Below are 16,048 nucleotides of genomic sequence, written 5' to 3'. Positions count from 1 at the left end.
GTTTTTCATCATTTAACATGTTATTAAGTTTTATCTAGTAAACGCCTGCTTCGCTAAATTAACAATCGTCATATCATCCATTGGAGGGTTGTGAAGCCCGGCACGCACGTCTCTATAATAGCGCTGCAACGGATTACTGCGCTGCAAGCTACGTGCTCCTACTATGCGCATGGCTTTGTCAACAACCGTACAGGCACTATTGGTCACTACGTGTTTGACAGCTGCTAACTCTCCCGCTAATGCTGCTCGGTCGCTGGTCTCATCCCATTTACTTGCCACGCTGTACATAAAGTGACGCGCCTGCATGAGTTCCAGTTCCATCTCTCCTACTAAACGCTGCACATTTGGCAACTCGCTAATCGTCCCTTCAATACTATTAGGCGAATATTCTGTAGCAAATGCGACAGCATAATCTCTTGCTGCGATGGCTGTACCCATGTAGCAAGCTGGTATATGAAGAAGCCAGCCGCTTGGCTCATTCTTTTTAAAACCACCGAGGCGTTCAACAAGAAAGTCGTATTTAATATCGACGTTTTCTAGCACAAGATCGTGACTTCCTGTCCCGCGCATTGCAATCATATCCCATGTTTCTTCTATTGAAAGTCCGCTTGTTTCACGAGGAATTAAAAATAAGCCGATCTCTTCTTCACCTTCAATGCTTGCTTTTACCAAAAAGTAATTTAACACTGGAGACATCGTGGTGAATGTTTTTCGGCCGTTGATTCGCCAGCCTTCTTTTGTTTTTACGGCTGTCGTTTCCGGTTTTCCTCCTCGAGTAGGACTTCCTGTCTTCGGTTCAGTAGCAGCGGTGTTAATAAGTGCACCTTTTTCTATTTCTTTAAAAATAAAATCGAGGATTTGCTGATTCCAAGGCTGTTTTTCACGCAAGTCCATTGTAATCCCCATATGCCATCCAATACTAAGAGCCGTAGAAGCATCTCCTTGAGCAATTAATTCTTGAAATAATAAAAAATCATAAAGGCGTAATTCATTTCCGCCATATTTGCTTTCGAGAGAAAGACGTGTATAGCCCGCTTCTTTTAACTCTTGAATATTTTCAAAGGGAAACGTACCTTCTTCATCTATTTTAAAAGCTCGTTTCTTAAATTTTTCGACTAGAGGCAGCAATTTTTCATACGTAGACTCTTGATTTTTATTTACAAATGAAACACTCATTTGCTTCATCTCCTTTTTATATGACAGAGTGTCCCTATCGGATTAATATATAGTTCTTATCATAGCATACCTCACCTTTTCTGTGCATGTTTGGTGTGTTTATCTTTCTTGTTGAATCTATTCTTTTTCCAATTTAATGGTCTGTTTTACCTACACGTTCCATACATTTAATGGAATGAAAAGAAAGGAATGGTGTGAATGAATCAATGTCCAAAATGCGGGGCCAGTGCAAGCACAGACCAATTATTTTGCAATAACTGCGGCTTTTCTTTCACCGTGTCGCCAGCTGCAGCTAAGCATAAAAAGAGCTGGTATATTGGCGAGGGTATTGCGCTTATACTTCTTTTAACTTTTGTATTTTATTTCTTTTTCTCTGGCTCAGAAGAAAAGACGGCTGACCGCTTTATTGAGGCATTAGAATCGAAAGATACAGCTGTGTTAAGAGAGTTATTAGACTCTTCGCAGTCTACTATAGTTATTAATGACACATCTATTCAAGCACTGTTAGATGCAACTTCCGATGGTTCTATTTTACGAGACGTTGAAAATGATTTAAAAAATAAATCGAGTATCTACTTCACAATAAAAGAACAGAAACATTCACTACTCTTCAAAAAACAGTACGTGGTTGTGCCGTCATCATATTATATCTCCCTCACCACGCCAGAGGATGCAACGGTTACAGTCAATGATACAAAACAATCGATATCCAAGAATCAAACGCAAAAAATAGGGCCTTTTATGATTGGAAATTACCCGCTTACAGCTTCTTATGAAAGCTCTTACGGAAAACTTACAGACCAAACCACTGTAAATTTTCACCGGCAAAAAGAAGAAAATATATCTGTGGTATTTAAAGGGGCTTACGTTACAATCTCATCGAATAGAGATGACGCTATTTTATTCGTAAATGGAAAAAGCACGGGACTGCAGGTGAATAGCTCATCACAAATAGGGCCTGTTGCCACGGATGGAAGCGTCACTGTTCATGCTGAAGTGCAAAAAGACGGCACAACGTTCAAAAGCAGTCCCTACACTATTCAAAGTGAAGAAAGTATTATGTTAAATATACAAACGCCGCCCGTCGAAAAGGAAAAAACCGTCATAAAAGAACGAGAAGTGATCGTGCCTGGGCCGCGCTCTTATGCTACTTCAAGCTCTTATATTCTTCCTGGTTCGGATTCTTACAAATTAAGCTATAGAGATATTAGCAATTTGAGCTCGAGTGAACTAAGGCTAGCTCGAAATGAAATCTATGCGCGGCATGGGTATGTATTTAAATCGAAAGATCTTCAAGCCTATTTTTATGAAAAGTCATGGTATACGCCTGATTCATCATTTAGAGATTCCTACTTATCAAGCGTTGAAAAATACAACGTTGATTTTATTAAATCATATGAGTAAGGTGAACTCCCCTTTTGCACAGGGGAGTTTTTTGATTGAAGCGAGTGCTTACTCCTACGTTTTTTTACATACCATGATCCCTATACACGTTAAGAAATTTCTTATAGCCTTCTTCATTCTTTTCACTGTAAAATGTAAAGTAGATGTACATAAACTTAATACACACATAAGGAGAGATGGAGAATGAATGGAATTGGACGACTTCCACAAAAGCTTAATGGACATTTGATTTTAGAAAATATTCAAGAAACCATGATCATTGCAGATAAAGACTATCGTGTGCAGTGGATGAATGCAAGAGCAATTGAAACACTCCAGCCAGTACTCCCAATCTACCAGTTATCTCATATCGAAGAGTTAATTGGAAAGCATATGGACTTCTTTCATTCCAATTCTGAAGAAGCGGAAAAATTACTCACCTCTCTTCATACAACCTACCGAACGCGTATAACGATTGGCAGTCAATACGTAGCAGAAGCTGTGATTCACCCTATTGATACAAAAGACGGCGAGCGTTATGGCTACTTGCTTATGCTATTAGACTTTACAGATCAAGCCGAAGCAGAGCTTGAAAAAGAACGGTTAATTGAGGATTTGTCCACGCCTTTATTAAAGATATGGGACGAGGTTTTAGCTGTGCCCATTACCGGTAAGATGGATATAGAACGTGGAAAGAAGCTAACTGAAACGGTATTGGAGGCAGTTGTAAAAGAACAGGCGCGCTATTTGCTTATTGATTTATCTTCCCTTCATTCGTTAGATGAAGAACACGGTTATTATATTAACACGCTTCACGATGCTTTGCGTTTGATTGGTACCACTTGCCTTATTGTTGGTCTTTCTTCAAAAATGGCTCTTTCGCTTGTAGATTCTCAGTTTAATTGGCGAACATTTTCCACTGTCCAACAAAGCATCTCTTACATTTTAGAAAAAAAGAATTATCGTATTGCACCCATTTCATAAGCCCATCATATCATTAAGTAATCCTCTCTCAATCGCTTTTTCCTTCAATCGGAAAAGGCGATTTTAGTTATGAGGAATTGTGAACGTTTAGGCACTTATCATCATAGGATACATTAATCAACCATAGAAAAGGGTGAGAGCGTATGCCAAGTGTTATTAACATTTATAATTTAAAGATCAACAGTATCTCAAGCAACGGTTCTGTCAATATTGGCGAAGCACTCCATAACAGTCACACGGCTCATTCAAAATCCACTGGTACGAACTCTTCTTATGGCGATGTCTCACCTGCTTCCTCGAAAATGCGAAACATTTATATCGATCCTGATACAAATGACCAAACAGATATTGCAAACGTTGATCATGTCAATGGTTATCAGCAGTGATATAGGGCAATGCTTGTCAACAGCATGACGACAAACGGTGAATACATTCTCTCTTAACGCGATAGTCAGAGCGGAATGAATAAAAACAGTAAGGAGTCTCTTTATGCCTCTTCAAATTAACGTTTTTAATATCGTAACAAACGGTGTCACGCAAAACGCAAATATTGATTTTGGTTCCACCATTCAAAACAGTCACACGGCGAACTCAAAGTTTAACGGCGCGAATTTCTCTTTAGGTAACTTCTCTCCTACTTGCTCTCAAATGAATACGGGCGTGTTAGATCCTGATGTAAGCGATCAAGATCAAATTGCAAACCCTTCAGCTCCAATTGGAAATCAAATTTAGCTTTAACAATTTTGGCATTTTACTTGGCACATTACAAGGAGGTGTGTAAATATGTTTCCATTTGGAAAATCTCCCTTTAAAGGAATGATGGAAAATATCCCAAAAGGAATGGCATCTAAAGACATGAATAAGTATATTCAGCAAATGATTTCTTCTACGATGTCCCATTCTTTTCCGGATTTTATGCAAGGAAATGAATTCTTTAAGCAAGCTCAAGACATGATGAAAGAACAGCAGGATATGGGAACTGAAGGTCATGGACAAAAGCCAAGAAGATTTGATTCAAACGTCATCAATACATTAGATGAATGCATTGTACAGCTAAAAATCCCTAACCGCGATATTGTATCAAGCATTAAAGTCTATCATACGCCATATGTGTGTACGATTGAAGGAATAGATGGAGAAGAATCCTTCAAAGAAGAAATTCAGCTTCCTTGTTCGGTTCGTAAAAAAGGCACACGCGCCATCTATCGTTCCGGAGTGTTGGAAATCCGGATGCCTAAACATGTTAATATTCCTATGTCTCAAATAGACGTCCACGATTTAGATTAAGTGGACGTTTTTTTCTGTTTTCATGCATACATATAAAATAGAAAGCTGCAAAAGGCCTTGTTTTATTTTTCTTAAGAAGGTGACAAATATGAATCATGGAAAATTTAAAAAGTGGGCAGAAACGTTACAAGAAGAAAACCATACGAAATTTTGGGAAAAGATTTTTGATGATGATCATGAAGAACAGAATGATACGGAAGCAGATGCTTCTCCTCAAATTGTAAATGAGTATCGAGATTATCCTTTAATTGATGTATATGAATGGGCAAATCAGCTGTTAGTTGTAATTGAAATACCCGGTGCTAAACGAACAGATGTCGAATTGACCATGCACGAAAATACTTTACACATATCCGGTTCATCTCTTTTAACCGTGAAGGATGCAAATGTTCTTCACAAAGAAAGACGTGAAGGAACGTTTCAACGATCAATCATCCTTCCGCCTGCTGTAGGGGAAGCGCCGTGTCACGCATCATTTAAAGATGGTCTTTTGCATGTGAAATTTGATTTGTAATTTATTGTGCAGAACTATACGTAGCATGAAAGGCAGGGAATTTCATGTTTTCTAAGTGGTTTAAACAATCGCCTAAAATTGAAACAGTCCGTAAAATAAATCCGTCTTCCCTTCCAACTCAAAAAAAAGCAGGTCCCATAGACCAACGTTCTAATCAAAAGCGGAAAGAATTACCCGAAAAGATGAAAGCTAAAAAACAGTCTAATCTAAAAAAACCCCCTCAACAGCCAAAGAAGTTGCCTAGCCAAATGGAGCCTAAAACCTTTGCTGAAGCTGAATTCACAAAACCTGCTCTTTCGTCAGATTCAGCGCTGAACCTGCAGGGAATTATTGATCAAGTGACGCGTTTAACCGACGCGATCCCTAAAATAGAAGAGCTTCATCAGCAATTAAATGAATCAGCTCACCTTATTCAATCACTGTCTCAACTGCACGAGCAAACAGCTCATTTACTCTCGGCTATGCAGTCAGCTCCTAATTTCGAAGCTATTCAAAATCAGCTCTCTGCGTTAAAGGAAGAATCGTCCAATACAGCCTTATATGAGATGGTGAAAACTCTTGACAAAAAGATTGATGAAGTAACTCAGCCAAAGCAGTCCATTGTTGTTGAAAAAATCATGGTCGAAAAAGTATTGTTAGACAAAATTGATCTTAGTAATAATTTCGGCCAGCTAGGCATTAAAGATTTGACCGGTCACTTAAACATCGGCACCACTTACAGCGCTGACTCTGATCAAGTAGATGAAGAAGTCAAAGACTTGTTTTCTGTTAAGCTAAAAGAAAAAAAGATTGATGAACATACAACTGAGACAACGATGAGTTCAGGAGGTGAAACAGAAAAGTCTGATGATCACTCCGAAGAATAAAAAATGACCGCTACTGCTTATTTAAAGCAACTGTCGGTCATTTTTGTTTCCATAAATAGTTGTAATTCTTTTTGGAGGCGTTCCATCAAGAACTCTGAAATTTCTTCTTGATTTTCTTCTTTATGATGAGATGATGCTACAACAATACGTCCTGTTTTTCCTAAGAAAGCTCGGTACTCAATTACCTTCATCGCAGCATGAAGTAAGTTCCCGTCCGAAAGCGGCGCATTTGTTAGTAGAACAATATTTACTTCGTTTTCTTTTTGTCCATGTGTCAGCACAGCCAGCCACGAGTAACCTTTATCGTCTTTTAAGCGAATTTCATGACTATATAAAGACGCAGATTTCCACGCCGCGTTAGCACTGCTTTGCTGTTGAACAATTTCTTGACACCAGTCTAGACCTGTTTCATTTGAACCCAGTGAAAGAGTTCTCAAAGGACGAACAAAGGATAAACATAGGTTGCCCGGTTCCTTTTGTAACTGATACAACTCATGGAAGTCCGTCTCTGGATATTGATACGGCGGCACAAAAGCAATTTGTCGCTTGTTCACAGCGGGATGGTGAAATACATGCAAATCAACCCCATATACTCTTTTTAACGTAGCTGCATCCTGAAAAATGGCATCCATCCCAGTTTCTTCTACTCTTCCATCTTTCAGCAACACGGCATTATCTGCAAACAGCGAGGCGATGTTGAGATCATGCAAAATGGCCAGGACCGTTAAGCTCATTTCCTGCTGTAAAGTTTTTAACAGCTGAAGCAGTTCCATTGTATGTTTTACATCTAAGTGATTCGTTGGTTCATCAAGAAGTAAGTAGTCAGGTTCTTGCGCTAGTGCTTTAGCCAGTAAAACCCGCTGTTTTTCTCCACCGCTTAGCGATTGAAAAGTATGATTTCTATAGTGCCAGACGTTTGTTAATTTCATCACGCTTTCCACCACTTCTTCATCCTGTGCTGATACAGTGCTAAACAATCCTTTTGCCTGATAAGGGTAACGTCCAAGTGAAACAATTTCTTGAACCGTAAATTCTAGCCCAATTTGATTTTCTTGCGTCATGACTGCAACTTTTTGCGCCAGTTGTTTTGGTGAATAAGCCTTCACTGACTTTCCTTCCACCTTCACTTCTCCTGATTGAATGGTTAATACATTCATAATTAAGCGAATAAGCGTTGTTTTCCCGCTTCCATTTGGTCCTAGTAAAGCGACAAAAGAACCTTTGTCTACGGTGAACGTGATGTCACGAACGGTTGGCTGCTGCTTATCGTATCCTCCTGTCACATTATATAGTTCAATCATGATATTCCTCTCTTCCGCATACGTTCTTTTACAAGGAGCAGGGTAAAAATTGGCGAACCAATTAAGGCGGTTACGACTCCAATCGGCAATTCACGAGGTTCTAATATCGTTCGTGCCAATAAATCTGCTAAAACCAAATAACTTCCTCCAATTAAAATAGAAAGCGGCAGTACATGCTTATGATTAGCTCCCGCTACGAGACGCACTACGTGGGGGATAACTAAGCCAACAAATCCAATTGCCCCAGATACTGATACCGCAGCCCCTGTTAATACGGATGCCCCTATTAAAATCATTCTTTTTTTCTTCTTTACGTCTATTCCCATAAACTGAGCAGATTGATCGCCAAATGCTAAGCCGTTCAGCTCTTTTACATGTAACAACAGCATAATTGTACCGATCAAAAAGAACGGCCCTAAAATTTGAATATGAGACCATCCTCTCATTGATACGCTTCCCATTAGCCAGTATAAAACCTGCCTTACATCTTCTTCGGGAGAAAGAGCCACAATTAATGAAATAAGCGCGCTCATAAAGGATGATAAAATAATCCCCGCTAAGATGATGGTTTCATTGGCCAAATTGCCGCTTGCGAGTTTCGTAATACCAAAAACTAAAAGAAGAGTAATAAAACCAGATACAATGCCGACTACAGGCAGCGTGAAGATAGACAAACCAAAAATACTCCAATGAAAATAAATTGCCATGACAGAGCCAAGGGTTGCACCTGAGGAAACCCCGATCGTATAAGGATCGGCAAGAGAGTTTCTTAATAGCCCTTGAAAGGCAGCTCCTGCTATTGAAAGCGAAGCTCCTACTAAAAATGCCACCAGTACTCTTGGAAAACGAATTTGCCAAATGATTAAATCCATGTTTTCCGGACCGTGATATAAGGATAGCCCGGTAAGGTGGCCAATAATAATTTTGATTGTATCTCCTACGGTTAACGAAACTGTACCAATAAATACGCCCATAATTACCGAAGTACATACAATAAATAAACTGACTATGTATAAAATAGATGCTTTGTTAAAAAAAATACGTTTAAAAATCAATACGTTCAGCTCCTCTAGGAAACGAGGCGTGATGTTTTACATTACATTAACCATTCATTTTCCTGTCCATAAACCATGCTTCCACCATGCATTAAGTTGGAAACAATCATCTTTTATTTGTTACGAGTGCTAGACTGTTGAACTAGGCAACGTAGAATAGCGTACTAAAGTTCTCGGTAAAAAAACAAGCGAAAGCCCCTACAAGCTATACTTTTTGTGTTTGCTCCGGGCTTTTATAGTTGTCTATTAAATGATACAGCTTTTCCATATCTACGGCTTCTCTCACATATGCTGCTGCTTTTGAAAAAGACTCCTCTTTTTGCAGGCGACTGTTGAATGTGTCCGTAATAGGCGGCAATTTTTTATGTTTACGAATTTGATTAAGCAAAGCTCTGCGCAAAGCATCGTTATGAAACACATCATGAACATACGTGCCAATGACGTTGTCTTTAACCGTTCCTTCTTTTTCATGCTCTACCACTGCAAAAGCTTCCGTGGTGCTCTTAGAAATCGTCTTTCCCATATGAATTTCGTAGCCTTCAATCGAAACTCTTTCACTTTCTAGCTGGACATACCCAGAAACTCTTTCTGTTTTTTTGCTGGTTGTCATAACGGTTTCCACCGGAAGCAAGCCCAGCCCTTTAATGGATTCAATCCGAGATTCTACTGCATCAGGGTCTGTAATTGTCTCCCCTAGCATTTGATATCCTCCGCAGATGCCAATGACGTGAACGTTCGTTGTGTTCAAAACTTGATTAATGGCTAGAGCCAGGCCGCTTTCTTGTAAAAACTGAGCATCTTCAATCGTATTTTTGCTTCCTGGTAAAACAATTAAATCAGGCGTACCTAATTGCGACGGCTTGGTTACAAGCCTCACGTGACAGTCTTCTTCTAAGCTTAAAGGATCGATGTCTGTAAAATTTGAGATGCGCGGGTACGAGATAACCGCAATATCAATTTCTTTTAACGGATTCACAAGCGTTGAGTAATTTCTAAGTGATAACGAATCTTCCGCGTCAATTTCCACGTTGTTCATATAAGGAATAACTCCTAGAACCGGAACACCCGTGTATTCTTCAAACCACTTCAAACCTGGTTTTAAAAGTTCTAAATCTCCTCGGAATTTATTAATTAACACCCCGATAACTCTAGACTTGTGTTCATCTGGAAGCAATTGAAGAGTACCCACTAGGCTCGCAAAAACTCCTCCTTTATCAATATCTCCTACTAACACAACAGGCGCTTGGGCTATTTTTGCAACGCGCATATTTACGAGTTCCCGATCGTTCAAATTGACTTCAGCAGGACTTCCAGCGCCTTCAATCACAATTCGATCATAATGACTGGCAAGCTCTTTATAAGCTTCCGTGATAACGTTTAAACCTTCATTAAAAAATTCTTGCCGATACTGAAAAGCAAACATATTACGTAGCGGTTTTCCGTGAACGACAATTTGAGATTCATGATCACGAGTTGGTTTAATTAAAATAGGGTTCATATTGGTTGTTGCTTCTACTCCAGCTGCTTCTGCTTGAATTCCTTGCGCTCTGCCAATTTCTTTTCCATCCATTGTAATGTATGAATTAAGCGCCATATTTTGCGATTTAAACGGTGCAGTTTGATAGCCGTCTTCTTTAAAAATACGGCAAAATGCTGTAGCAATCATGCTTTTTCCAGCGTCTGAGTGCGTTCCTTGAATCATAAGCGGTTTTCCTTTTTTCACTTTTTCCACTCCCTACCACATAAAAAAACCTTAACTGTAAAAGTCAAGGTTTGGTCATGCGCTCATTAACACATTGTCTTGACTTATTTCTCCCACCGAAAAATAAGGGGTTTTTAAAAGCAGGTCTCCTGGCTTATGCTTCATTTTACTTCTGCACCCTTCCTAGTTTGACTAGTGGGTCTTTGCAGGTTCATCCACATTTACAGTAGCGGGGGCTGCACCGGATTTACACCGATTTCCCTATTATCCTCCTTAGAGGCACTTTTAAAATCATTTATTCTTTATTGTAACGAATTTTATAACCATTCACAATAACGATTTTCTTCTATTATTATATATTACTGTGCTTATACTTATTTGGGTCTCGTATGCTATAATAACAATTATTTTCCAAACATCTTATGAAATAGCTAGGAAGGTGCTCACAGTTGAAGAAAAAAATGATTTATACCTTTATTGGTTCGCTTGTTCTTTATATAGTAATTATATCTTTTTGTATGTATCAAACTGCTCACAAGTCTGTTCCACATAACGCAGATTATGTCCTCGTTTTAGGTTCTAAAGTAGATGGTGATCAAATGTCTCCTAGTTTAAAAGAACGAGTAAAGACGGCCTTATCTTATTTACAAGCACATCAACAAACAAAAGTTATCGTAACGGGCGGAAAAGGATCCGATGAAGAAATTTCTGAAGCAGAGGCAGCCTATCGTTTTCTGCGGAAAGAAGGAATTAAAAAGAAGCGAATTATAAAAGAAGATCAGTCAACTTCTACTTTTGAGAATTTTACTTTTACTAAACAGAAAGTTGATATTCAACACAAAAAAGTCGTGCTTGTTAGCAATGATTTTCATTTGTTTCGCGCTTCTATTATTGCCAAGCGCCAAGGTTTTGATGTTTATCCTTTAGGCGCAAAGACACCAAATTCAATTAAACTTCAAGCCTACTTTCGTGAGTATGCTGCTATATTAAAAACATGGCTGTTTGATAAATAAATAGAGTACACGCCTATACAAACGAAAAACACGGCATGAATTCATGCCGTGTTTTTTATTAATCATCTGTATCGATAACTGCTTTTGGTAAACCTGTGTATTTCGCCCAGTAGAAAATACCAAGTGAAACAAGAGCAATTAAAATTAAGTCAAGCGGGTTGCTTAGCACACCTTGTCCTCCACCAAATGAACCTAGATAAGAGATAACAAGCATAATAATATAATAAGCAACTAGCCACCAAGCAGATTTAAGCTGCTGTGCAAATTTTACGACGTCAGTTGGTACATATTTCTTAAACGCTACGTAGATAACAACCATTAGAAGCTGTGATCCTAGCAGCCAAGAAATTGTCGTCCATCCTGACCAATATACGATGTATGAACAGAAAATAAATGAAACAGGAGCAATAACGCTCATGCCTTTTAATTTAAAAGGCTTCTTAAGGTCTTTTGCATTTACTCTGAATGCAGCAGCTGAAATTGGCGCAATCGCATAAGACAGAATAAGTGCCACTGAACATACGTTTACTAGCGCTTCCCAAGAAGGAAATGGCAGTGTCCAGAATACGGACATTCCAAATGATAGCCATAGTGACGCACGTGGAATTCCTGTTTTCTTATCTACTTTTGAGAAACGTTTAAATAATGTTCCATTACGAGACCAAGCATACACTAAACGAGAAGTTGTATTCATGAAGATGTTCCCGTTACCGCCTGGTGATAAAATAGCATCAAAAATAACAAGCGTTACTAACCAGCCAAGGCCTAAAATAAGTGCAATATCTTTAAATGGTAAAGAGAATTGCTCTTGAATTGTTCCCCATCCTCCTGATAGCATATCAGCCGGGATGTTACCAATGAACAATACTTGCAGTGCTGTGTAAATAATCGCTGAAAGTACAATACAGATAATGAGCGCGATTGGAATATTACGCTGCGGGTTTTTAACTTCACTGGCTACAGAAACAATAGGGTGAAGTCCTAGGTAAGCAAACATAACGCCACCTGTTGAAATGGCTGCTTGAATACCATTAAAACCAAACGGAGCAAAATCGCCAGTTGTAAAGTTAGCTGATTTAAAGTGATAAGCTAACACGACGATAATTGTAAGAGGAACCGCATATTTGAACACAGATATAATGACATTTGACTTAGCAAATGCTTTTACACTTACGTAGTTAATGATAAAAAATAGCGTTAATAACGCGAACTGAAATAACCAGCCGATTGTAGTAGGCGATTCAGAACCATGTTTAGTTAGACCAGGAAGCCAAAACGCAACATACTGACGTACAGCCGTTACCTCGATGGCAATCAAACTTGTGTAAGCAATAATGGTAATGAATGAAATTAAGTAACCCACTAAATGACCATGCGAGTAAACCGGATAACGGATAATTCCACCGGTACGCGGCAGCGCTGCTCCAAGTTCAGCATACACTAAACCGATAAGTAAAATAATGACTCCGCCAATCAGCCACGAAAAACTTCCGGCTGGACCAGCCTTTGACGCTACGTTACTAACCGCAAATAACCAGGCGGAACCAAAAATAGCTCCCATCCCAATTAACGTTAGGTCAAGTAACGATATTGATTTTTTAAATTTTCCTTGATTTCCTTGATCAGACATAAAATCCTCCTTTAAAATTCCCACTCCACATATCTACGCCCTTGCGTCCGATATGGGATTCTTTACATCATCCTCCTCTTACTAAGACCTCACAAGTGGATATGTTAACAAATATTCTCTAAAAAACCAAGTTAAAAACTTTATTTTTTTGTAAAACATCGTTGAATTGCTTATGTATAGCGCATAAATTCCACAGAAGATTTGAGGACTACTCCTCCTATTTAACCGCATTTTTCTTAGGTTAAACATAAAAGAATATTCAAACTATTCACTAAAAAAAGGGTCTGAGACATAACGAAATCAACCGCTAGAAGCAGCTACATACGCAATACCTACGCTTGCCATACCAATGAAAAAATCCGAACGATTCATCGTTCGGATTTTGCTTCAACTAAAATAATTTTGTCCGTACCTCTTTTTTCTTATTTAAATACTTTTACACGTTCACTTAGCGGTTGAAATTCTTTTTCGCCCGCTGGCGCCACAGGATTACCAAATGGCATTTGAGCAATTAATTTCCATGAGCTTGGAATATTCCAAGCTGCTTTTACTTCATCGTCAATCAATGGATTGTAATGCTGTAAAGTTGCTCCTAGGCCTTCCAGCTCAAGCGCTGTCCAAATCACATGCTGCAGCATACCTGATGATTGGTTAGACCAAACCGGGAAATTTTCGCTATAAGATGCGAACTGCTTTTGCAATCCTTCAATTACTTCTTGATCTTCAAAGAAAAGAACTGTTCCATAGCCGCTTCCGAATAAGTTCATTTTTTGATCCGTATCTGAAAAATTTTCAGCTGGAACAATTTTACGAAGCGTTTCTCTCGTAATATTCCATACTTTATCATGCTGTTCGCCAAATAAAACAACTACGCGTGCGCTTTGAGAATTAAATGATGAAGGGGTATGTTTCACCGCAAAGTTAATAATTTCTTCAATTTTTTCTTCTGATATTTTTACATTTTTATCAATTGCATAAATAGAACGTCGGCTTTTAATTGCTTCATAAAAATCTTTTCCAACCTGTTGTTGATCACTTGATTTATCAAATAATTTATCTAAAAAACCCATTTTCCACACTCCTAATTGTTTGTTTTTTTAACTTGAATTGCATGTTTATACCCATCCCCCTGATAAAAGGAGATAAACAAGGTATAATGAATTCTTATATCTCTAATTCGAGATATTAAACTAAAAAAATATTAATTGAAATTTAATTACTTTATGTAACTTACTTTACAATGATTATTTTAGTCTGTCAAGAAAAAAATGATTATCTTTTTCCTTTCTTGATTATATGAAAAAAGACCGCTAGATACGGCAGTCTTTTTTCACAGATGCTTAATGTTCATAAATCATCTTTCGCGTCATTCCCCCGTCTACTACGAGGTTAGCTCCTGTTACAAAATCATTTTCAACGTTTGTTAAGTACATACACGCTCTTGAAATATCGGCTGGCGTTCCCACCCGATTAGACGGATGCTGCGTATGATCGATTTCACGAAGGTCATCGTAGTCAGATGTCTCAATCCATCCTGGAGAAATAGCATTTACTGTGATATTGTCATCACCAAGTGAAATGGCAAGTGCATGAGTTAAAGCAACGATTCCTCCTTTTGTAGCCGCATAGGCTTCTGTGTGAGGTTCAGACATTGTAGCTCTTGTAGAAGCTAAGTTTACAATGGAGCCTCCGCTTTCGTTTTTTCTCATCACCTTAGCTGCTTCGCGAGAGCATAGAAACACGCTGCGCAGGTTCGTATTGATAATGTCATCCCATTCATCAATGGTTAGCTCATACGGTGATTTCCAGCGGGAAACGCCTGCATTATTAATCAAAATATGTATCGTTCCATACGTACTGACCGTTTTTTCAACGAGATTTAAAATGTCGCCTTCTTTTCGGACGTCTGTTTTCACAAAAATGGCTTCTCCGCCTTGTCTTTGAATAGCTTCCGCGTGACCCTCTCCTTCGGTTTCGTCCACATCTGCCAATACCACTTTTGCTCCTTGTTTCGCGTATGCGCGGGATACATCTTTACCTATTCCGTTCGCAGCTCCGGTAACAACAACAACTAAATCTTTAAACGACATATCATCTCCTCCTTATACGCTTTATTCACTTTTTTCTTCGTCTTTAAACAAGTGATCCGTGACGAAAAGAGCAAACGTTTCAGCCGTTAACTTGCATCCAGAAGCTTTTGGGTGACCTCCTCCTCCAAGGTGCCCAACAATTTCTGCTAAGTTGATTTCGTCTTTTACTGCACGGAAGCCAATCTTTTGGCGTCCCATGTCCACCATAACGGAAAAGTCGATATCTTCGTTTTCTAGACACAGTGCATTTCCTAGCTCAGACTGATATGTATCTGCAAATACAATCCCTGCGTTGTACGCTGTTTTATCAATTTCAACCCTTTCTTTTATGATTTGTTTTTGTTTGTCATAAATGTATTTTTCAATCTTTTTTTCTTCTGCTTCTAGTAAAATTTCGTGTTTGTCCGTAAACGTAAATTCTTGATTTTCAGTATGATACGATTCACGAAGTGTTTCTAGAATGGTTTCTTTAAATTCTTCATGCGGGATTAGATAATATAGGTGATTAAGGCGCTTTGCTTTCAAGTTATTTTCATGGAACCAGTCCCACGTATCAAATAAGCGCACAAGTTCTACGTACTCATCAAGCAACGCCGTTTTTTGGAGCATGTTGCGGCGCACTAAGTAGTCATAGAAAAGAGATGTAGCTGCCGTCTTTTTACCGTTTTCATCTTCCGCAATAACATGAACCCAATCGTATTTCTCAGCTAGTGGAAGAGCAGAGATATGATGGTCAATAAGAGTGATTTGCTGGCCTTTTTTTACCAGTTCATTTAATTTTTCCGCTACTTCCTCATTTACGCTAATATCCGTTATGTATAAAGCTGTGTCTCCATCGTTTTCTTCTTCAATAAAATGTGTCACTGTGTCATTGATGCGGCCAATGCTTACCGTGCTGTAATCAAAGTTGTCATCGCTAAACGCTAACCGACCCAACAGTGCTGGACTTACCCCGTCTAAATCGTTATGTGAAATTAATTTTATTTTTGTCATTAATCAAAACTCCTTTATTTTCAGTCGCCTTAGTATATGTACCGGCTTGTATAT

At 38.7% G+C, this 16,048-nt stretch carries 16 protein-coding genes and 1 riboswitch; of the genes, 8 read left to right on the top strand and 8 right to left on the bottom strand.

The features are described 5' to 3' along the window. Positions 1-30 precede the first annotated feature (30 nt). Positions 31-1,176 carry an acyl-CoA dehydrogenase family protein gene (locus AC4NPH_RS00200; protein WP_053487415.1) on the bottom strand — a complete coding sequence of 382 codons (1,146 nt, stop codon included), beginning with the start codon at positions 1,174-1,176 and terminating at the stop codon, positions 31-33. A 198-nt stretch (positions 1,177-1,374) separates the two neighbouring features. Between AC4NPH_RS00200 and AC4NPH_RS00195 the strand changes: the two genes are divergently transcribed. From AC4NPH_RS00195 to AC4NPH_RS00165, 7 genes are all read left to right on the top strand, one after another. Next, positions 1,375-2,580: a TcaA 3rd/4th domain-containing protein gene (locus AC4NPH_RS00195; protein ID WP_429582209.1), complete on the top strand. Its 1,206-nt coding sequence runs from the start codon at positions 1,375-1,377 to the stop codon at positions 2,578-2,580. A gap of 183 nt (positions 2,581-2,763) precedes the next feature. Next, complete coding sequence (locus tag AC4NPH_RS00190) at positions 2,764-3,543, top strand: STAS domain-containing protein (protein ID WP_013057624.1); 780 nt, start codon at positions 2,764-2,766, stop codon at positions 3,541-3,543. A gap of 143 nt (positions 3,544-3,686) precedes the next feature. Then, complete coding sequence (locus AC4NPH_RS00185; RefSeq protein ID WP_013057625.1) at positions 3,687-3,929, top strand: spore germination protein; 243 nt, start codon at positions 3,687-3,689, stop codon at positions 3,927-3,929. A gap of 103 nt (positions 3,930-4,032) precedes the next feature. After that, positions 4,033-4,275 carry a spore germination protein gene (locus tag AC4NPH_RS00180; protein ID WP_013057626.1) on the top strand — a complete coding sequence of 81 codons (243 nt, stop codon included), beginning with the start codon at positions 4,033-4,035 and terminating at the stop codon, positions 4,273-4,275. Between the two features lie 51 nt (positions 4,276-4,326). Beyond that, on the top strand, positions 4,327-4,830 hold the full coding sequence (locus AC4NPH_RS00175; RefSeq protein ID WP_013057627.1) for an Hsp20/alpha crystallin family protein: 504 nt from the start codon (positions 4,327-4,329) through the stop codon (positions 4,828-4,830). 88 nt (positions 4,831-4,918) lie between these two features. Next, positions 4,919-5,344: an Hsp20/alpha crystallin family protein gene (locus AC4NPH_RS00170; protein ID WP_013057628.1), complete on the top strand. Its 426-nt coding sequence runs from the start codon at positions 4,919-4,921 to the stop codon at positions 5,342-5,344. A 44-nt stretch (positions 5,345-5,388) separates the two neighbouring features. Further along, positions 5,389-6,210, top strand: a complete 822-nt coding sequence (locus tag AC4NPH_RS00165; RefSeq protein WP_061859289.1) for a hypothetical protein — start codon at positions 5,389-5,391, stop codon at positions 6,208-6,210. A gap of 17 nt (positions 6,211-6,227) precedes the next feature. Here the strand turns inward: AC4NPH_RS00165 and AC4NPH_RS00160 are convergent, their stop codons facing one another. The 3 genes from AC4NPH_RS00160 to AC4NPH_RS00150 form a co-directional block, all read right to left on the bottom strand. Further along, positions 6,228-7,511, bottom strand: a complete 1,284-nt coding sequence (locus AC4NPH_RS00160; RefSeq protein ID WP_491938526.1) for an ABC transporter ATP-binding protein — start codon at positions 7,509-7,511, stop codon at positions 6,228-6,230. Then, positions 7,508-8,566: a FecCD family ABC transporter permease gene (locus tag AC4NPH_RS00155; RefSeq protein ID WP_013057631.1), complete on the bottom strand. Its 1,059-nt coding sequence runs from the start codon at positions 8,564-8,566 to the stop codon at positions 7,508-7,510. The genes AC4NPH_RS00160 and AC4NPH_RS00155 overlap by 4 nt, the downstream gene beginning before the upstream one ends. Positions 8,567-8,771: 205 nt before the next feature. Further along, positions 8,772-10,298, bottom strand: coding sequence for a cobyric acid synthase (locus AC4NPH_RS00150; RefSeq protein WP_013057632.1), 1,527 nt, complete (start codon positions 10,296-10,298; stop codon positions 8,772-8,774). A gap of 92 nt (positions 10,299-10,390) precedes the next feature. Further along, a riboswitch (cobalamin riboswitch) is annotated at positions 10,391-10,570 on the bottom strand. A gap of 147 nt (positions 10,571-10,717) precedes the next feature. Here AC4NPH_RS00150 and AC4NPH_RS00145 point away from each other — a divergent pair. Then, positions 10,718-11,281, top strand: a complete 564-nt coding sequence (locus tag AC4NPH_RS00145) for a YdcF family protein (protein WP_098598654.1) — start codon at positions 10,718-10,720, stop codon at positions 11,279-11,281. A 58-nt stretch (positions 11,282-11,339) separates the two neighbouring features. Here the strand turns inward: AC4NPH_RS00145 and AC4NPH_RS00140 are convergent, their stop codons facing one another. The 4 genes from AC4NPH_RS00140 to AC4NPH_RS00125 all read right to left on the bottom strand — a co-directional run bounded on the left by AC4NPH_RS00140 (position 11,340) and on the right by AC4NPH_RS00125 (position 15,994). Then, positions 11,340-12,911 (bottom strand): APC family permease, encoded by a 1,572-nt coding sequence (locus tag AC4NPH_RS00140; RefSeq protein ID WP_013057634.1) that lies wholly within the window; start codon positions 12,909-12,911, stop codon positions 11,340-11,342. 422 nt (positions 12,912-13,333) lie between these two features. Continuing rightward, positions 13,334-13,981, bottom strand: coding sequence for a nitroreductase family protein (locus AC4NPH_RS00135; RefSeq protein WP_057273455.1), 648 nt, complete (start codon positions 13,979-13,981; stop codon positions 13,334-13,336). 270 nt (positions 13,982-14,251) lie between these two features. After that, positions 14,252-15,001, bottom strand: a complete 750-nt coding sequence (locus tag AC4NPH_RS00130; protein ID WP_098196667.1) for an SDR family oxidoreductase — start codon at positions 14,999-15,001, stop codon at positions 14,252-14,254. 21 nt (positions 15,002-15,022) lie between these two features. After that, positions 15,023-15,994: a DHH family phosphoesterase gene (locus AC4NPH_RS00125; protein WP_013057637.1), complete on the bottom strand. Its 972-nt coding sequence runs from the start codon at positions 15,992-15,994 to the stop codon at positions 15,023-15,025. Positions 15,995-16,048 lie beyond the last annotated feature (54 nt).

The sequence above is a fragment of the Priestia sp. MDV22-iso46 genome (assembly GCF_058629175.1).
This window is presented reverse-complemented; position numbering and strand designations above follow the sequence as displayed.